The organism is Candidatus Pantoea symbiotica, from assembly GCF_056491525.1.
This window is the reverse complement of the sequence record NZ_JBSZHR010000003.1, coordinates 737,093-753,396: the sequence shown is the minus strand read 5'-3', so window position 1 is coordinate 753,396 and position 16,304 is coordinate 737,093. Positions and strand designations below refer to the sequence as shown.

General features: G+C 54.6%; 19 protein-coding genes. 6 read left to right on the top strand and 13 right to left on the bottom strand.

Features of this window, described 5'->3' with window-relative positions:
• Window position 1 precedes the first annotated feature (1 nt).
• Window positions 2-733, top strand: a complete 732-nt coding sequence (locus tag ACXIZX_RS24125) for an SDR family oxidoreductase (RefSeq protein WP_179452438.1) — start codon at window positions 2-4, stop codon at window positions 731-733.
• Window positions 734-777: 44 nt separating this feature from the next.
• Here the strand turns inward: ACXIZX_RS24125 and ACXIZX_RS24120 are convergent, their stop codons facing one another.
• Genes ACXIZX_RS24120 through ACXIZX_RS24110 form a run of 3 tightly spaced genes read right to left on the bottom strand, consistent with a single transcriptional unit; the run spans window position 778 to window position 2,998 of the window.
• The gene (locus ACXIZX_RS24120; RefSeq protein ID WP_479405282.1) at window positions 778-1,464 is read right to left on the bottom strand and encodes a DJ-1/PfpI family protein; all 687 of its coding nucleotides are present in this window, start codon (window positions 1,462-1,464) and stop codon (window positions 778-780) included.
• 51 nt (window positions 1,465-1,515) lie between these two features.
• Entirely contained in the window at window positions 1,516-2,484 is a 969-nt protein-coding gene (gene corA, locus ACXIZX_RS24115) for a magnesium/cobalt transporter CorA (protein ID WP_081113251.1), read from the bottom strand.
• 43 nt (window positions 2,485-2,527) lie between these two features.
• Window positions 2,528-2,998, bottom strand: a complete 471-nt coding sequence (locus tag ACXIZX_RS24110; RefSeq protein WP_008109208.1) for a GNAT family N-acetyltransferase — start codon at window positions 2,996-2,998, stop codon at window positions 2,528-2,530.
• Window positions 2,999-3,091: 93 nt separating this feature from the next.
• Between ACXIZX_RS24110 and ACXIZX_RS24105 the strand changes: the two genes are divergently transcribed.
• Window positions 3,092-3,634 (top strand): GNAT family N-acetyltransferase, encoded by a 543-nt coding sequence (locus ACXIZX_RS24105; RefSeq protein WP_479405281.1) that lies wholly within the window; start codon window positions 3,092-3,094, stop codon window positions 3,632-3,634.
• On the opposite strand, the gene ACXIZX_RS24100 is transcribed toward ACXIZX_RS24105, so the two are convergent.
• Together ACXIZX_RS24100 and ACXIZX_RS24095 are read right to left on the bottom strand one after the other, a co-directional pair.
• Window positions 3,616-3,936 carry an AzlD domain-containing protein gene (locus tag ACXIZX_RS24100; RefSeq protein ID WP_008109204.1) on the bottom strand — a complete coding sequence of 107 codons (321 nt, stop codon included), beginning with the start codon at window positions 3,934-3,936 and terminating at the stop codon, window positions 3,616-3,618. The genes ACXIZX_RS24105 and ACXIZX_RS24100 overlap by 19 nt on opposite strands.
• Complete coding sequence (locus ACXIZX_RS24095; RefSeq protein ID WP_179452440.1) at window positions 3,926-4,600, bottom strand: AzlC family ABC transporter permease; 675 nt, start codon at window positions 4,598-4,600, stop codon at window positions 3,926-3,928. Before ACXIZX_RS24095 ends, ACXIZX_RS24100 begins: the two co-directional genes overlap by 11 nt.
• A gap of 102 nt (window positions 4,601-4,702) precedes the next feature.
• On the opposite strand from ACXIZX_RS24095, the gene ACXIZX_RS24090 reads away from it, so the two are divergent.
• Window positions 4,703-5,251: a helix-turn-helix domain-containing protein gene (locus tag ACXIZX_RS24090; protein ID WP_061719009.1), complete on the top strand. Its 549-nt coding sequence runs from the start codon at window positions 4,703-4,705 to the stop codon at window positions 5,249-5,251.
• A gap of 141 nt (window positions 5,252-5,392) precedes the next feature.
• Window positions 5,393-5,914: a GNAT family N-acetyltransferase gene (locus tag ACXIZX_RS24085; protein WP_008109198.1), complete on the top strand. Its 522-nt coding sequence runs from the start codon at window positions 5,393-5,395 to the stop codon at window positions 5,912-5,914.
• Here ACXIZX_RS24085 and ACXIZX_RS24080 read toward each other — a convergent pair.
• From ACXIZX_RS24080 to ACXIZX_RS24065, 4 genes are read right to left on the bottom strand one after another with little or no spacing between them, the layout of a single operon-like run.
• Entirely contained in the window at window positions 5,911-7,314 is a 1,404-nt protein-coding gene (locus ACXIZX_RS24080; RefSeq protein ID WP_479405280.1) for an ABC transporter ATP-binding protein, read from the bottom strand. The two genes, ACXIZX_RS24085 and ACXIZX_RS24080, sit on opposite strands and share 4 nt — an antisense overlap.
• Window positions 7,311-8,096: an ABC transporter permease gene (locus tag ACXIZX_RS24075; protein ID WP_479405279.1), complete on the bottom strand. Its 786-nt coding sequence runs from the start codon at window positions 8,094-8,096 to the stop codon at window positions 7,311-7,313. Before ACXIZX_RS24075 ends, ACXIZX_RS24080 begins: the two co-directional genes overlap by 4 nt.
• On the bottom strand, window positions 8,093-9,028 hold the full coding sequence (locus ACXIZX_RS24070) for an ABC transporter permease (RefSeq protein ID WP_479405278.1): 936 nt from the start codon (window positions 9,026-9,028) through the stop codon (window positions 8,093-8,095). The genes ACXIZX_RS24075 and ACXIZX_RS24070 overlap by 4 nt, the downstream gene beginning before the upstream one ends.
• Complete coding sequence (locus ACXIZX_RS24065; protein WP_479405277.1) at window positions 9,028-10,554, bottom strand: ABC transporter substrate-binding protein; 1,527 nt, start codon at window positions 10,552-10,554, stop codon at window positions 9,028-9,030. The genes ACXIZX_RS24070 and ACXIZX_RS24065 overlap by 1 nt, the downstream gene beginning before the upstream one ends.
• Window positions 10,555-10,721: 167 nt before the next feature.
• On the opposite strand from ACXIZX_RS24065, the gene ACXIZX_RS24060 reads away from it, so the two are divergent.
• Window positions 10,722-10,907, top strand: a complete 186-nt coding sequence (locus tag ACXIZX_RS24060; RefSeq protein ID WP_008109189.1) for a tautomerase family protein — start codon at window positions 10,722-10,724, stop codon at window positions 10,905-10,907.
• Between the two features lie 108 nt (window positions 10,908-11,015).
• Here the strand turns inward: ACXIZX_RS24060 and ACXIZX_RS24055 are convergent, their stop codons facing one another.
• Window positions 11,016-12,122: a glycosyltransferase family 9 protein gene (locus tag ACXIZX_RS24055; RefSeq protein ID WP_479405276.1), complete on the bottom strand. Its 1,107-nt coding sequence runs from the start codon at window positions 12,120-12,122 to the stop codon at window positions 11,016-11,018.
• 141 nt (window positions 12,123-12,263) lie between these two features.
• On the opposite strand from ACXIZX_RS24055, the gene ACXIZX_RS24050 reads away from it, so the two are divergent.
• The gene (locus ACXIZX_RS24050) at window positions 12,264-13,004 is read left to right on the top strand and encodes a GntR family transcriptional regulator (protein WP_479405275.1); all 741 of its coding nucleotides are present in this window, start codon (window positions 12,264-12,266) and stop codon (window positions 13,002-13,004) included.
• Here the strand turns inward: ACXIZX_RS24050 and ACXIZX_RS24045 are convergent.
• The 3 genes from ACXIZX_RS24045 to ACXIZX_RS24035 are packed head-to-tail and all read right to left on the bottom strand — an operon-like array spanning window position 12,991 to window position 16,272.
• Window positions 12,991-13,971 carry a PfkB family carbohydrate kinase gene (locus ACXIZX_RS24045; RefSeq protein WP_479405274.1) on the bottom strand — a complete coding sequence of 327 codons (981 nt, stop codon included), beginning with the start codon at window positions 13,969-13,971 and terminating at the stop codon, window positions 12,991-12,993. The two genes, ACXIZX_RS24050 and ACXIZX_RS24045, sit on opposite strands and share 14 nt — an antisense overlap.
• Window positions 13,958-14,980 carry an ADP-ribosylglycohydrolase family protein gene (locus ACXIZX_RS24040; RefSeq protein WP_479405392.1) on the bottom strand — a complete coding sequence of 341 codons (1,023 nt, stop codon included), beginning with the start codon at window positions 14,978-14,980 and terminating at the stop codon, window positions 13,958-13,960. Before ACXIZX_RS24040 ends, ACXIZX_RS24045 begins: the two co-directional genes overlap by 14 nt.
• Before the next feature lie 17 nt (window positions 14,981-14,997).
• Entirely contained in the window at window positions 14,998-16,272 is a 1,275-nt protein-coding gene (locus ACXIZX_RS24035) for a nucleoside permease (protein WP_479405273.1), read from the bottom strand.
• Window positions 16,273-16,304 lie beyond the last annotated feature (32 nt).

The following is a 16,304-nucleotide window of genomic DNA, read 5'->3' as shown; positions in this document are numbered from 1 at the left end:
CATGAACACAGTGAAGAAAGTGATTATTTTGACGGGTGCCAGCAGCGGCATTGGCGAAAGCATTGCACGTCATCTGGCGCAACAAGGTCATCAGCTGGTGCTCGGCGCGCGCCGTACCGATCGTCTGCAGGCGTTATGTGATGAATTGCGTTTTGGCGGCACGAGCGTGGATTATCTCGCCACCGACGTCACCCAGCGCGCCGATACACAGCAGCTGGCCGATTTTGCCCTGGAGAAATATGGCCGTATTGATGTGATGATCAACAATGCGGGCGTGATGCCACTGTCACCGATGAGCTCAATGAAAGTCGATGAATGGGATTTGATGTTGGACGTCAACATTCGCGGTGTGCTGTATGGCATTGCTGCGGTGCTGCCGACCATGCAAGCGCAGCAGTTAGGTCACATTATCAATATCGCCTCCATTGGTGCACTGACTGTTTCGCCAACCGCCGCCGTGTATTGCGCCACCAAGTTCGCCGTTCGCGCTATTTCCGATGGCCTGCGTCAGGAGTCGCAGCATCTGCGGGTTACGGTGATCAATCCCGGCGTGGTGGAATCTGAACTGGCGGATATCATCAGCGATAGCACCGCGCGTGAGGCGATGAAGAGCTATCGCCAGATTGCCCTCAAGCCGGAAGCGATTGCCAAAGCGGTGAGTTGGGCCATCGATCAGCCTGGCGAGGTGGATACCAGTGAAATCACCGTGCGCCCTACTGCCAGCGCACATTAAGCGGTAAAACCTGTGGCGATTTCAGGCTGAAATCGCCAGTTTTCTCAGTCACACTTGAGCCGCGCTGCGGCACTTTCGGACGCTGCACGTCGGCGGGCAATAAAATCCTGCATCTGGATTTTTGCCTCGGCTAACCGTTCCGGCGACGCACTGCGTGGCGAACCGGAATGGAATGGCGGCGCCGGATCGTACTCCATCTGCAGCTGGATATTTTCCGCTGTTTCACGTCCAAGCAGCTCTTCCGCCACGGTTAAAGCGAAATCAATGCCTGAGGTGACGCCCGCGCCAGTGATGCGGTTGCGATCGCGCACCACACGTTCTGCTACCGGCGTGGCACCGAGCAAGCTGAGTTGATCAAGCGAACCCCAATGTGACGTCGCGCGATATCCCTGCAATAAACCCGCTGCACCTAATACCAGCGAACCGGTACATACCGATGTCACCCACTTGGCGTTTTCCGCCATGCGGCGCACGAAATCCAGCGTTTCATCATCCTCCATCAACGCAATTTGTCCGGGACCGCCGGGAATACAGATCAGATCGAGTTGGGGGCAATCGTCAAAGGTCATGGTTGGCACGATCGCCAGCCCGCGATCCGACATCACCGGCTGACGATCTTTCCAAATCAGATAGTTGTTAACGTTGGGCATGCGGGCAAACACTTCCCACGGGCCGGTGAGATCGAGTTGCGTGAGGTTGGGGAACAGCAGAAGACCAATATTAAAGGACATCTTTCACTCCGGGTTGCAGGAAGTTGTGCAAAAAATGCAGGCATTTAACGTTTATAACCAACCGGCCTTTTTCAGTCGCCACCACATTACGCAGCAGATAACGACGGTTACGCCCACCACTGCGGGATAACCAAAGTGCGTATGCAGCTCCGGCATATCGGGGAAGTTCATGCCGTACATGCTGAAAATGATGGTCGGCACAATCAGGATCGCACCCCAACCAGCGAGCTTTTTATTCACTTCGCTTTGCTGCACTGACACCAGCGCCAGATTGACCTGCATCGCGCTGGTGAGCATTTCGCGCATATCTTCCGCATCGATCATCACGTGATGCGCGTGATCCTGCACGTCACGCAGATAGGCGCGCAGATTTTTCGGAATGATATCCTCGTGGAAGCGCACCAGCTGCTGACAGATTTCGGTCACCGGCAGCGCCGCATTACGCAGCGCCAGCAGCTCACGACGCAGATGATAAACGTTCTGCAGCGCATCGCTGTCGAAACGCGTGGTGAACATGCCCTGTTCCAACCCGCTAATGCGATCGTTGAGGGACTCGGTGATTTTGCTGTAGTTATCAACGATGAAATCGAGGATGCAGTAGAGCGCATAACCCGGTCCTTCACACAGTAGCGCGTGATTCTTTTCGGCTTTGGTGCGGATGTCTGCATAGCCTTCCGAAGAACCGTGACGCACAGTGATCAGGAAGTTTTTGCCGAGGAAGAAGTGGGTTTCACCGAAAGTGATGCGCTGCTGCTCGTCCATGTGGGCGGTTTTCACCACGATAAACACCGAATCGCCATACTGCTCGATCTTCGGTCGCTGGTGCGCCACCAGCGCATCTTCAATCGCCAGTTCATGCAGGCTGAATTCCTGCTGCAGCGTCTGCATAAAAGCCGGTTCGGGTTGGTACAAACCCATCCAGACGAAGGATTTCTCTTCTTTTAATACTTCACTGATATCAGCGATATCGACATGCTCTTCGCGCTTGCCGTGGCGATACGCTACGCAGTTAATTACCATATTCGCGCGGTCCATGTTGTTTGCACTGTTTGTCATTTTAGCCTTAGAGCTCGCGGATCATTTCGACGCAGGGAAGGTCGGCTTGCGCCAGCGCCGAGGGATAAAGCGCTTCACGCACCACACGAAAACCGTGGCGCTGATAGAAGCCACTGGCGTTAGGCGTGGCGGCAAGCGTCAGTTGAGTAAAACCACGCTGACGCGCTTCATCGATAATTGCCTGCATTATCGCGCTGGCATAACCTTTGCCATTGCAAACGGGCAGCGTAAAAATTGCTTCTACACTGCCGCTGTGCAGATCGAGAAACCCGGTCGCGGCGACGCCATATTCAGCATCGTCGACCACATAAAACGGGTTGCTTTTGACCGCCTCAAAATAGCCGTGCGGTAACGCATCGGGCGTCCATGCGCTAATAACATCTGCTGGATAAACGGCCTGGCAACCGTGGCGAATCGCAAGGTTGCGAATACGCCACAACGTGGCCGTTTCATCACAGCGGGCTAAACGCGGTTTCATACGTTTTCCTCTATGCTAATAATCCGTGGAGTATCACAGTAACAAAACTCATCAGGAAGATAACGCCGATTCCGGCTACAAAAGGTTACGACAATGCAACTCACTTCATCACGTTTGTTTCTTCGGCCGGTGGACCCCACCGATGTTCAGCGGCTGTTTGCCATCTATGGCGATCTGGATACCAATATGTTCAATCCGGCCGGTCCGTTTCCCGATTTAGCCTTTGCAGAAGAGGTATTAAATCGCTGGCTGGCGCACTGGCAATCCTTCCCCTTTGGTAACTGGGCCATCTGCCTGCGCGAGCAATCGGATCAGGTTTTGGGATTTGGCGGCTTAACGGTACGCGAGTTTGCTGGCAAGCCAGTCAATAATCTTGGCTATCGTCTGGCAGAAGAGGCGTGGGGAAAAGGTTATGCCACCGAGTTCGCCCGCACGGTGATCGCTTATGGCTTCGATGAATGCCAGCTTCCGGTGATTGATGCTGCGGTGCGCCCGGATCATTTCGCGTCACAGCGGGTGTTAGAGAAAGCGGGACTGCGCTGTTACGACCAGTTTCACGATGTTCCAGGCGCACCCGCCAGTTTATTATATGAATTACGCGCGCAAACCTGGCGCGATCAGGGCACGCCGAAGTAGCGTAGCAACGCGGTCATTAGCGCCGCACCGATAATTACCAGAATCAACGGTGTGCGCCGCCAGGCCAAAAACACCGCAAACAGCACGCCGGCGATACGCGCCACACCAGCAAAATGCGTGCCTTCAAACAGTGCGGTAGTTACAGCTACCGCCAGCAGCAAAACGGTGGCGGCATCAGACAGCATGTTGCGTGCGCGATCCGACATCTGCATACGGCTGCCCAGACGATAACCGGCGAAACGGATCGCATAAGTGCCCACCGCCAGCAGCGCTATACCGCCAATGATCAGGTTATTTTGCATTTTTACGCTCCCGCCAGCTCAGTAATCCCAGCAATGAAAACAGCACCGGCATGCCCGCTGGCACAAATGGCGTTGCCAGCACTGACAGCGCGGTGCCGAGCGTAGCGGGGATCAGCGTGCGACGCTGACGCAGCGCCGGGAAAATCAGGGCAATCAGGATCGCCGGGAACACCGCATCTAAACCAATGGCCGAGACATCGGGAATAAAGCGGCCGATCAACGCACCGCCAATCACCGACAGCGGCCAAATAGTGAAAATGCCCAAACCACAAATCCAGTACGCGGCACGACGCTGCGCCAGTTTTGGTTGGGAAATACCAAACACCACGCTTTCATCGTTCATGATGTGGCATCCCAGCAGGCTGCGGCTGCCTTTACCCACAAGATCTTTTACCGCGATACCAAACGGCAGATGACGCGCGTTGACCAGTAAACCGGCCGCCGCTGCGGTCAGCGGACTGCCGCCGCCCGCCACAATGCCGATAAACAGGAATTCCGACGCGCCTGCCAGCACTAGCGTTGAGAGCGCAATTGGCACCCACAGCGGAAACCCTTCGGCCGCCGCTAGCGAACCGTAAGAAAGCCCGACAATACCGTCGGCCAGACAAACCAGGAATATGGCTTTTATTACTCCGCGATCAAGCGGCACTGCACCCAGACGCATCACAATTTGATCTCATATCGAACAGGAAAGCCGTTATAATGAACGCGCCAGAATCGTTTTACAAGACGAACAAATCGTTCGATATAAAGAACAGGAGAGGGTTTGACCACGCCAATTGATATTATTGCTGTCGGATTACTGCGCGAACGCCAGCGCGCGGGGCTTTCACTGACAGAAGTGGCGCGTCGCGCCGGGATCGCCAAATCCACGCTGTCGCAGCTCGAAGCGGGTAACGGTAATCCCAGTCTTGAAACGTTGTGGGCGCTGTGTGTGGCGTTGAATATTCCTTTCGCGCGTTTGATGGAGCCGGAAGTGAAGCGTTTGCAGGTAATTCGTCGTGGCGAAGGCATGATCGTCTCAGCGGAGATGGCGGATTATCAGGCGGCCTTGCTAGCAAGTTGCCCGCCCGGCGGACGCCGCGATCTCTATCTGGTCACCAGCCAACCTGGCGCACCGCGCGACTCAAAACCGCATCCGCCGGGCTCGGTGGAACATGTGATCATCGCCCGTGGACGTGCGCTGGTGGGACCGCGCGATGCGCCGGTCGAGCTGCATCCAGGCGACTATATTTGCTATCCCGCCGACGAACCGCATGTTTTCGAGGCTTTAGAGGCGGATACTATGGCGGTGCAATTATCGGAGCAGAATTGAGCGTGAGTTAGGCCAGGTCGCCATGAATGGCGACCCTACGACACAGAAGGTTAGCCATCAGAATTTCCTATTGTTAAATCCGATGATTCGCGTGCGGCGCAGTGGCATGCTGTGGTTTTCTCCGCTAAGAATCAGGAACATATGGACATTATTCCCGCCCGACCTCATCACGCCGCTGCCATTCAGAAAATCTACGCATGGCATGTGCTGCACGGCACCGCGACTTTTGAAACCGAACCGCCTTCGACGAGCGAAATGCAGAATCGCGTGCAGGATGTGCAGCAGCGCGGCGGTTTTTGGCTGGTGGCGCAGGAGGATGATCAGGTGCTGGGCTACTGCTATCTGGCGCCGTATCGCCCGCGTTATGCCTATCGCTTTACGCTGGAGGATTCGATTTACCTCGATCAGCAGCAAACCGGCAGAGGCATTGGTCGCGCGCTGTTACACAAAGCCATTGCGCTGGCGGAAGCGGCAGGATTTCGCCAAATCATCGCGATTATTGGCGATAGCGAGAATGCAGGATCGCTGGGATTACACCGGGCGCTCGGTTTTGAGCACACCGGTGTCATGAAATCGGTGGGTTTCAAACATGGCCGCTGGCTCGATACCGTGGTGATGCAGCGTTCACTCGGTCACGGCGATAGCCAGCCGCCAGAGCGTTAAGCGACGTCCTCCATCGCGATCACTCGATGCGTGCCTTTTTCCAGCAGATCGCGATCGTGGCTCACCAGCAACACCGCGCACTGCTGCTCACGCGCCAGCGCGGTGATGAGCTGGATGGTTTGCTGCTGCACCAGCGGATCAAGACGCGATGTGGGTTCATCGGCAAACAGAAATACCGGATCCAGCAGCATCACGCGTAACAGCGAGAAGCGCTGCAGCTCGCCGCCCGACAGCGAATCGGGCCGACGCGTCAGCAGTTCCGGCGCCAGCGCCAATTGCTCCATCATCGCATCCCGCCGCGTGGAGGCAATGCGATGTCGGCGCAACACATCGTCGAGGCTTTGCGCCAGTGTGCGGGTCGGCGGAAACAGCGCTGACGGATCCTGATAAATCTTCTGGTATTTCAGCGCATCGACCGCCGCATGGCGCGTAACCTTGCCTTGCTGCGGCGTTAACAGACCGAGCAGCACATCTCCAAAGCTACTTTTGCCGCTGCCGCTGGCGCCGTGTAATCCAACGATTTCGCCGGCGTGCAGCGTGAAGTTTTGCGGCACGCCGAGCGGTTTACCGCCGCGCTGCAAGCGGATGCCCTCAGCAATCACCACCGCTTTGCTGCCAATAATGGTTTGTTGCCGTGCAGGCCAGGCGGCGGGATCGGCGGCAAGTAATTCATGCGTGTAACGCTGCTGCGGCGCATGTAGCACCTGTTGCGCCCTGCCCTGCTCGATCACCTTGCCTTTATGCATCACGATAACCTCACCGCCCAATTGACGGGCCAGCGCGATGTCGTGGGTGATGGTGAGCAGTGTGCCGCCGTCGGCCACTTCGCGGCGCAGCAAAGCCGCAACCTCATCGCGACGTGCCACATCCAGCCCTTTGGTTGGCTCATCGGCAATCAGAATTTCCGCGCCGCCTGCCCGTGCGGCGGCAAACGCGGCGCGTTGTGCCATCCCGCCGGAGAGTTGCCACGGAAAACGCGGCGCCGCGTCCTGTAAACCAAGCTGCTGTAAATCGCGACGCGCGGCGATTGCGCTGGCGGCTTTCGTCTGTCCGCGTACAAAGCGATAGCCTTCTGCAACCTGCTGCTGCACTGACATGGTGGGATCCAGCGACAGCCACGGCTCCTGCGGCAGCGAAGCTAAGGTGCGGCCCCATAATTCGCGCAACAATCCAGCATCCTGCGGCAGTATAAAACGTTGTTCGTTGATGATCAGCGTACCGCTGGCCTGCAAATCGCCTGGCAAAATGCCCATGATCGCTTGCGCCAGCAGGCTTTTACCTGAACCGGTTTCACCCAGCAAGGTCAGCGGTTGGCCGGGCTGCAAGGTGAAATCAACCGGTTCCACCAGCGTGGCGCTGGCGGTTGTGACGCTGATGCCGATAACCTGTAATCCTTTCATTTACTCTCCTTTTTCATCAACAGATTCAGGCTGATCAACAGCAGAAACAGTGCGATTACCGGCTGCATTAACAGCCACGGCGCTTCCCAGGCGAACGGCAGCAGTTCGGTCATCATCAACCCCAGTTCTGGTGTGGGCGGACGAACGCCCACGCTGATAAACCCGAGCGCCGATACCGCCATGATGGCGCTGCTGAACGAGAACAGTGTCAACGTGGTTAATACCGGCGATAACGCAGGCCACAGGTGACGACGAAAACGGTAGAACGCCGTGAAACCAAGCAGCTTTGAGGCCTGCATGCCGGGCGCATGCACAATCGGGCGCAGCGTTGCACGCGTGACGCGGAAGAATTCCACCCACAGCACCAGCGAAATCCCCAGCCACAACATGCCGGGAGAATCCGGCGCAATCGCTGCTAACAGCAGCACCAGCAACAATCCTGGCAGCGCCAGACACATGTCGCCGAGCATACTGAGCAGACGATCCAGCCAACCGCCATACAGCGCGCTGACTACGCCAGCCAGCACCCCCGCAAGCAGCGCGCTAATCACACATAATGCCGCAAGGCCAAGCGAAAGGCGTAATGCTGCACTGAGGCGCGGCAGCATGTCGCGACCCAAATGATCAAATCCGAGAAGATTGCCGCCGCTCGGCGCGTGCAGCATCTGCAGCAGATCCTGTTCCAGCGGATCGCCGTGATGAATCAGGGGCAGCAGAAAGGCGAAGCCAAGCAGCAAGCACAACAACAGCAGACCAATAAGACGCGATAATGAAATTGTCATGCGCGTGCTCCTCGGGGATCAAGCAGATGACAACCCGCATCCACCAGCATATTCAGCAGCACGAACAGCAGTCCGAGCGCCATGGCGCTGGCCTGGATCACCGGCACATCGCGGGCAAAGATGGCATGCACCAGCGCGTGACCAATGCCGGGCCAGGCAAACAGCGTTTCCACCACCACCACGCCTTCCACCAGCCAGACAAACTGCATGCCGAACCAGGTCAACACCGGCGATGCCAAATTTCGCAAGCCGTGACGGCGCATTAGCGTTGCAGGCGCTAACCCCTTCTGTGCGCCCCAGCGGTAATAGCCTGACGTGATAACCTGATACGTGGCTTCGCGCACTACGCGCACGCCCACTGCGGTTAAAGACAATGCCAGCGTTAACGATGGCAACAGAAAATGACGCAGCTCGCCGTGCCCGGCGCTGGGCAGCCAATCAAGTTGCAGCGCCAGCAGGACAATTAGCAGCATGCCAAGCGCAAAATGCGGCACCGATTTCAGCAGCGCACTCAGCCAGAACAATGCGCGATCGAGTTTGCCATTGGCGTGACATCCCGCCCAAATGCCAAGCGGCAAGGTGAAGAGAATCGTCAGTAGCAGTGATGTTCCTGCCAGCGCCAGCGTTTGACTCAGCTGCCAGCGCAGTTCATCCATCACCGGTTCACCGGAAACCAGCGAGCGACCAAAGTTGAACTGCAGCAGATCAAATAGCCAATGCAGCAACGCGTTGCCCTGCTGCAACGAGCCGCTCAGTTCCTGCTGCACCAGCGCCACCGCGTTGGCATCCACACGATCGTAGCCATAACGCCCGCTGGCTATGCGCCACGCCATGTCGCCGGGCAAGGCCTGCACCAGAAACCAGGTGAGTAAACCGACCGCCAGCACCACGAAAACCGCCTGCGCTAAGCGCCAGCCTAAAAGCTTGATCATCATTGCTCCCACTGCATCTGGCGCAGACCAAAGTGACGTTCGAATGGATCGAGCGTGACGTTTTTCAACTTGCTGTTGATCGCGGCAGATTGCTGATACCAGGCAATTGGGATCACCGGTAAATCCTGCTGTAAGGAGGCGGTGATCAGGTTACGCGCCTGCGCACGTTCGGCCGCATCGTTGGATTGCGTTAAGGTGTGCAACGCTGCGCTGAAACCGGCTGGATGCCAGTTCATCGCGCCCCAGTCGCCGCCCTTTTCCGCATAATCCTGCAGTAACGTGCCGGTTGGGTCAGGCGTGAGCGCAAAATTACGAGAAAACAGTGCCAGTTGCAGTCGATTGCTGTGATGCTGCGCTGGAATTTCGCTGGCGTTGGTGGAGTTGATCTTCACTTCAATACCGACTTTTCGCAGCTGCTGCTGGATAACCATCGCCATCAGCGGCAGTTCGGGACGATCGGGGAACGTCAGCAGCGTCACACTGAATCGCTGGCCGTTGCGCGTTAACACGCCGTCCGCGCCTAATTTCCAGCCCGCCGCTTGCAGCTGTTGTGCCGCCAGTTGCGGATTGAACTGTAGCGGTTGCAGTGCGCTGTTGTGCCATTCGCCCATATTCGGCGGGAATAACTGGCTGGCCGCGCCCGGATAACGTAGCACCGCCATCGCCAGCGCATTACGGTCAATCGCCATGCTGATGGCAGCACGCACCGGCTGTTCAGCTAACAGCGGATCGCCCGCATTGAGTTTTAACATTAGCGTACGCGGCACCGGAATAGCGGGCAGTTGCAGCGACGGCTTGCGCGCTAAACGCTGACGGCTGGCGGCATCCATGTTGAAGACGTAATCCGCGTCGCCGCTCTCCGCCAGCAAGGCGCGGGTTTCGGCGCGTCCGGAAGAGAGATAGCTGGCGGCCGCAATTGCCGGCTTTTCGCCCCAGTAATCGTCAAACCGTTTTACCGCCAAAGATTGCGGCGGCTGGAACGACGTCAGCATAAACGGCCCGCTACCGATGATGCGGGTAATGTTGCCCTGCGCATCCCAACTGGCTAATGCCAGAATCTGGGAACGGCTTTCTGCTAACACCGAAAGTAGCGGCGTAAAAGGTTCGCGCAAGGTGATCGTGACGCGTTGCCCTTCCCCGCTGATAGCGGTGATCGGCGTTTTATCCAGCAAGCCCGCTTTACTGCGCGCGGTGTTAAGTGACTTCACCACCGCAGCCGCATCCAGTCGCGATCCATTATGGAAACGCACGTTGGGACGTAGCTGCAATTGCCATTGCAAACCATCATTAGAAACCTCCCAGCTCTGCGCCAGCGCCGGAATGGGCTCGGCGCGTTCGTTCACTTCTACCAGCGTTTCCACTACATCCATACGCAACAGAATGTCGCCGGAGAGCGCCGGATCGGTGCCTTTGATTTCAAACGGTGCCGCAATGCGCACTGGTTTATCCTGATGTTCAGCCGCCATTGAGGCGTAAGAAGCCAGGCCTAACGCCGAAGCGATAAGCACATTTTTCATTGATTTCATTATGATTTCCGACTGAAACCGCTACATATTAAAAGAGTTAATTACGTTATAACATAACAATACACATTTCAACACAGATTGCCGGTGAAGATGGGTGATTGACGCTGCACGCAGAGCTTTGGCTGCGGTATGCTGAAAACGAACATTTACTTTAAGGAGCAGCAGAGATGCCAGAAATCGTTGTGTATGCGGCGGAAGGTCGCACGATTGAGCAGAAGAAGAAGTTGTTGAGAGCCGTGACCGCAGCGGTGGCCGATTCGTTTGAGATCGATGCTAATTCAGTGACGGTTTCCATCATCGAAACGCCAAAACATCACAAGTCAAAAGGCGGCGTGCCGTTTGATGAGCGTTAGAATAACGCTAAGTTAGGCGTTACGTTGAAAAGGAATAACAGGCATAGAGCGGAAAACATTACTGAAAAAATTTGCGAATTTATAATGTTCACTCTATGCCTGATCCCTCTAATTTAGATTGAACTTATCAATAGCGTTTAAAACGTTATCGACCAGTGATGCATCTTCCCCAACAACAAAAGTCGACGTGAAAATTTGATGACCATTTTTGTAACCTGGCGACCATAATTTATTGTTATCAGGGATATCACGATAAATACCAATTAGCGGTTTGTCATACAAAGCTGCAACATGGACGACAGCCGTATCAGGTGATATAACCAGGTCGGATAAGTTTATCGCTGCCATAGCATGATATAGCGATGGTACATGATATACCTTTGCTCCAATGAAGAAGTCTTTCACGAAAGATTTTTTATAATCCAGAACGACAATGTCTACATTTTTATTCTTTAATAGAATACCACTAATTATTTCTTTAGTTTGTTGTGGTGTTAAATTTCTATCATCGTGACTTGCATACATATTAATGATGATTTTTTTATTATCTCCTGTAAAAAAATCGATTGCTTTAACTTCGTCTGAAATGGATTGCTTATAATATACCTCATACCTTTGATTCGAAGCATCAGGGAAGCCAAGGTAATTCATAATCGCAGCATAAATCTCTTTAACATGAGATTGATAGTGATTAAATGCAATGTTGACGTCGTAATGCGATAGCCACTTTTGTTTATTGAAACCTAATGAAATTTTAGGTGAGATAGCTTGTATCATCTTCGGCATGTATAAGCCTGTATCCCAGATACCCGTATCAATCATCAAATCATAATTATTGTTTTTCAATGTGATTATTAGATCATCGGGAATCGCATGGTTATACATATCCCGAGGATCCATTTCATCAGTTAGATAAAGGTTTCTGATAAAAGGATTACCTGAGAAGATCATTTCATTTGCTTTTATCGCTAAAACATCAATGTTTATCCCTGCTTCATGCATCGCGCGTAATATGCATGTTGATACTATAGCATCACCAATCTTACCTTCGTTCCTGATCATCAGCGCTGTGCGAACTTTAGATGGTGCGATCTTTTCTGTTGGCATTCGACGCCATTTTTTTGTCGCTTTATATAAAGCGATTTTATACTTCATCTTTTTCTTTAAATAATTTCTTTTTCTATTTAATTCTCTAATTTTTTTTATAAATTTCATGTCAATAATTGGTCCGGGAATTTCAAGTATTGTACTATTTGTTAACTTTAAGATAAAGAGCCCAAAAATGGTTCGCTACCGCTAAAAAGTCAGTATCATAACGCTTTCATCCGCTTACCGGATTAGGTGAACCCGACCACTATGACCGATCAAACTGCACTTTTTTCGCGGCTGACTTCTACCCTTGCCGATGACAGCCGCACGCCGCTGTACAAACGCTTTGCCACTGCAATTAAAGATGCGGTGCGCGATGGCGTATTAGTGCATGAAGAGATCCTGCCAAGTGAGCGTGACTTCAGCCAGTCGCTGAGCATTTCGCGCATCACCGTGCGTAAGGCCATGGATGCGCTGGAAAAAGAGGGCGTGGTGTTGCGTTCTCGTGGCTACGGCACGCAGATCTGCAGCCAGTTTGAGTATTCGCTCAAAGAGCCGAAAGGTTTGTCACAGCCAGCGGTATTACGCGGTAAAAAGCCCGACACCGTGTGGATTAACAAAAGCAAAATCCATTGCGACGCAGAAATCGCCGAAAAACTGGGATTGAGTAAAGGCAGCGAGGTGTATTTGCTGAAGCGTATTCGCTATGTCGATCAGCAAGCGGTGTCGGTGGAAGAATCCTGGGTGCCGGCGCGCTATATCGCCGATGCGGATGAGATTGGGATTTCACTGTACGACTATTTCCACCAGCAACAAATTCTGCCGGTGACGTCACAAAGCAGAGTGAGTGCTCGCATGCCTGATGAGGCGCTCCAGCAGCAGATCGCCCTACCCGACAACGTGCCTGTTTTGGTGATCAAGCAGCTGGCGTTAGATGCGCAGGGCAATCCGCTGGAGTACAGCATTAGCTACTGTCGTAGCGATATGTATGTGTTTATTGCGGAATAAGGCGCTGCTGCCAATAAGCCGTTAATGTGGCGCGATCCGGCGCGCAATCGCCGCCCCGTTGTGACACCACATAAGACGCCACCGCATTGCCCAGCGCAACGCTTTCACCCAGCAACCAACCCGACGCCAATCCCGCCAATAATCCTCCCGCGTGGCTGTCGCCTGCGCCGATGGTATCGACCACCGTTGTTGGCAGCGCCGGTATCCAACCTTGCGTATTCGCGTCAACGAAGCCGGCACCTTCACTATCGAGTCGCACCACCATTGCGCCACCAAAACGCTGCTGCCAGCGCGTCAATAACAGTTGCGCAGTTAAGGGTTCTTTTTGATTCAAACGCTCATGCCACAACAGTTCGGCTTCCTGTCTGTTCACTGTAATCAGTGGATGGCACGCCATTATGCGTTCGAACTGCGCATCACCGATATCCGCCAGACGCGGACCGAAATCCACCAGCAGCTGATACGGCTGTCTTTGCTGTTCCAGCCAGTCGATCAGCACATCACCGCTTTTACTGGTGAGCTGATAGCCGGAAAGGTAAATCCAGCGATTAGCCAGTTGCGGCAGCGTGTCGAGCAGCGCCGCATCCCACTGATTTTCCACGCCGCTTACTGACAAAAATGTGCGCTCGCCATCGGGTTCTACTAAGGCTAAACACCAGCCGTTATCGCCTTTCGCCGTTTCCAGTACGCTATGAATGCCATATTCCGTCAGCTTTTGCCGCACTATGCTCGCCCATATACCGTTACCGAGCGGCAACGCGTTGATGGACGGGATGCCAAGCCGGTGCAGCGCAATCGCTACATTCAACGCGCAGCCGCCCACGTTGACGCCCTGCTGGTGGAGCTCAATATCGCTGCCACGATGTGGCAACGAGTAAGCATCGGCAATCACATCAACCACCGCCGCGCCTATCACGCATACCGGCAGACGGCCTTCAAGTCTCTTCAGATCATCAGGCGTCAGCATAAGCGGCCTCGCGCTGCTGGCGGAAGCGCAGGAATGCGGCGCTGTAGCGGGTGAAATCAAGCGCATTTACCGCATCAAGCTCGGCTTTCAGGGCAACATCAATGCTGTCGATGCCGTGCAGCGCGCCGCAAATGGCTACCGCCATCGCGCCGATGGTATCGGTATCGCCGCCGAGGTTAGCGCAAAGGATCGCGCAGCGATTCGGATCGGTCTCGGCTAATTCAACCATCGCAATCGCCGCCGGTACCGATTCAATGGTGCTGGTGCCGGTGCCAACCAGATCGTAAATCTGCTGCATAGTCGATTCCACGCCCCTGCCCTGCGGGACAACGTTCATCGCCAGTTCGAGGCGAGCCGCCATTGATGCGCTAAAGGTGGTGACACGCTTTTCCTGCGCCGCGCGAGCGATCGCAGGCAGTTCATCGCGGATCGTTGCCCAGCTGGCTCCATCAATAGCGCGCGAAACCGCCCATGCAATCACCGTTGCGCCGGAAACCGCGACATCCGATTTATGCGTTGGGCTCGATGCTAGCGCGACGGCATCAATGAAAGCGGATAAATCGCGTGCTGGCAGCAAACAGCCGAGCGGCGACACACGCATCGCGGCGCCGTTGGTCATGCCGTTATTTTCCAGCTGCGACACTGGTGTGCCGGCTTTCATGGCGTTGAGCGCGATTTTTGAGGTCGGTCCAAGCACGTTCTTGTTGAAGGCATCAAACGACTCAGCCCAGTGCAAGATATTCGCGCCAATGGTTTCCGCGTTGATCTCGCCATCATGAGAGACGATCGCATCAGCCAATGCCAGCGCCATGGAAGTGTCATCGGTAAACGCCGCCTGGCCAAAGTAGCAGGCGGCGTTGTTTTCAGCCGGACCGGGCAGGAAGCGATCGATCCAGCCAAAGTGCTGCTTCACGCGCGTTCTTGGCCACAATTCCGATGGCATGCCCATCGCATCGCCCAGCGCCTGGCCGTAAAACGCGCCTAAAATCCGTTTTTCTTGCGTTGTCATCGTCATGGTGAAATCCCTTATTTATGGCTGTCAGCGGTTGCTGAATTATCGAAAGCGGTGAGTTCATCGCTGCGTTTTTTGCCGTCACGGAACAGGACGATAAAGGCGATGGTGATCATTACGATCATCACGCTGCCAAACATCCACATTCCGGCCCAGTTGAAAGTCTGCCCGTTGCGGGGTTGGTCGTAGGCGAACATTTCCTGCATCAGGTAGCCACCAAGGCGGTAACCGAGCAGGCTGCCGATGCCCTGACAGGCCAGTGTGATCAGCCCTTGCGCGGCATTACGCATCGCCACTGGCGCTTTCTTATCAACGTAGATGTAAGCGGTGATGAAGTAGAAATCGTAGCTGACGCCATGCAGCAGAATGCCCATGAACAGCAAGCCATACGTCAGCATGTTTTGATCGCCGCCGAACACGAAGAACACGTAGCGCAACGCGGCAGTGGTTAATCCCAGCAGCAGCACTTTGCCGATGCCAAAGCGTTTAATGAAGAACGGCAGCGCCAGCAGGAAGAAGATTTCCGAAACCTGGCCAAGTGTCATCCAGCCGGTGGCATGCGGCAAGCCGACTTCCGTCAGGTAGCCTTCGGCAAAGATGTAATAAAACGCCAGCGGCATGCTGAACAGGAAGGAGCAGACGAAGAATACGAGGAAGCTGCGATCCTTTAGCAGATGCAGCGCATCCAGGCCAAGCGCGACGCGCAGGCTGAATTTACCGGTGCTTTTCGGCTCGGTCGCGGGTAACGTCAGGGCAAAAATGCCGAGTAATAGCGAGCTTGCCGCTGTGATCAATAACGGTACGTTGCTGGCAGAAATATCGCCATAGCCCAGCAGCGGCGGCAGGAAACCACAAACGATGCCGGACGCGATCCAGCCAAGTGTGCCCATGACGCGAATGCGCGGGTAATCACGCTCCACATCCGCGACGTGTGAAAACGCGATGCTATTGGTTAAGGCGATGGTTGGCATGTAAGTGAGCGCATACAGCAACAACAGCGGGAAGAAGCCGCCGAAGTGGGTTTGCTGGGCTGCGAAGAACATCAGAATGGATCCGACGATGGTGAGCAGCGACAACACTTTTTGCGCCTGGAAGAAGCGATCGGCCAGCGATCCGACAAGGATCGGCGACAGGATGGCGGCTATTGAAGTACAGGCGTAGCACCAGGCGATCTCAACCGGCGAGAAGCCGTTTTTGCTGAGAAATGCCCAGAGCGGTACAAACCATGCGCCCCAGATAAACCACTCAAGAAACATCATGAACGACAGTTTTGGGATTATTGTTTTCATTTAAAAGGACTCCCCGGTGTAGGTGGGGCCAA

Excerpts from the sequence above, each read along its gene's own strand:
- ACXIZX_RS24125 (WP_179452438.1), top strand. The coding sequence starts at position 2 with ATGAACACAGTGAAGAAAGTGATTATTTTGACGGGTGCCAGCAGCGGC.
- ACXIZX_RS24120 (WP_479405282.1), bottom strand. The coding sequence starts at position 1,464 with ATGTCCTTTAATATTGGTCTTCTGCTGTTCCCCAACCTCACGCAACTC.
- corA (WP_081113251.1), bottom strand. The coding sequence starts at position 2,484 with ATGGTAATTAACTGCGTAGCGTATCGCCACGGCAAGCGCGAAGAGCAT.
- ACXIZX_RS24110 (WP_008109208.1), bottom strand. The coding sequence starts at position 2,998 with ATGAAACCGCGTTTAGCCCGCTGTGATGAAACGGCCACGTTGTGGCGT.
- ACXIZX_RS24105 (WP_479405281.1), top strand. The coding sequence starts at position 3,092 with ATGCAACTCACTTCATCACGTTTGTTTCTTCGGCCGGTGGACCCCACC.
- ACXIZX_RS24100 (WP_008109204.1), bottom strand. The coding sequence starts at position 3,936 with ATGCAAAATAACCTGATCATTGGCGGTATAGCGCTGCTGGCGGTGGGC.
- ACXIZX_RS24095 (WP_179452440.1), bottom strand. The coding sequence starts at position 4,600 with ATGCGTCTGGGTGCAGTGCCGCTTGATCGCGGAGTAATAAAAGCCATA.
- ACXIZX_RS24085 (WP_008109198.1), top strand. The coding sequence starts at position 5,393 with ATGGACATTATTCCCGCCCGACCTCATCACGCCGCTGCCATTCAGAAA.
- ACXIZX_RS24080 (WP_479405280.1), bottom strand. The coding sequence starts at position 7,314 with ATGAAAGGATTACAGGTTATCGGCATCAGCGTCACAACCGCCAGCGCC.
- ACXIZX_RS24075 (WP_479405279.1), bottom strand. The coding sequence starts at position 8,096 with ATGACAATTTCATTATCGCGTCTTATTGGTCTGCTGTTGTTGTGCTTG.
- ACXIZX_RS24070 (WP_479405278.1), bottom strand. The coding sequence starts at position 9,028 with ATGATCAAGCTTTTAGGCTGGCGCTTAGCGCAGGCGGTTTTCGTGGTG.
- ACXIZX_RS24065 (WP_479405277.1), bottom strand. The coding sequence starts at position 10,554 with ATGAAATCAATGAAAAATGTGCTTATCGCTTCGGCGTTAGGCCTGGCT.
- ACXIZX_RS24060 (WP_008109189.1), top strand. The coding sequence starts at position 10,722 with ATGCCAGAAATCGTTGTGTATGCGGCGGAAGGTCGCACGATTGAGCAG.
- ACXIZX_RS24055 (WP_479405276.1), bottom strand. The coding sequence starts at position 12,122 with ATGAAATTTATAAAAAAAATTAGAGAATTAAATAGAAAAAGAAATTAT.
- ACXIZX_RS24050 (WP_479405275.1), top strand. The coding sequence starts at position 12,264 with ATGACCGATCAAACTGCACTTTTTTCGCGGCTGACTTCTACCCTTGCC.
- ACXIZX_RS24045 (WP_479405274.1), bottom strand. The coding sequence starts at position 13,971 with ATGCTGACGCCTGATGATCTGAAGAGACTTGAAGGCCGTCTGCCGGTA.
- ACXIZX_RS24040 (WP_479405392.1), bottom strand. The coding sequence starts at position 14,980 with ATGACAACGCAAGAAAAACGGATTTTAGGCGCGTTTTACGGCCAGGCG.
- ACXIZX_RS24035 (WP_479405273.1), bottom strand. The coding sequence starts at position 16,272 with ATGAAAACAATAATCCCAAAACTGTCGTTCATGATGTTTCTTGAGTGG.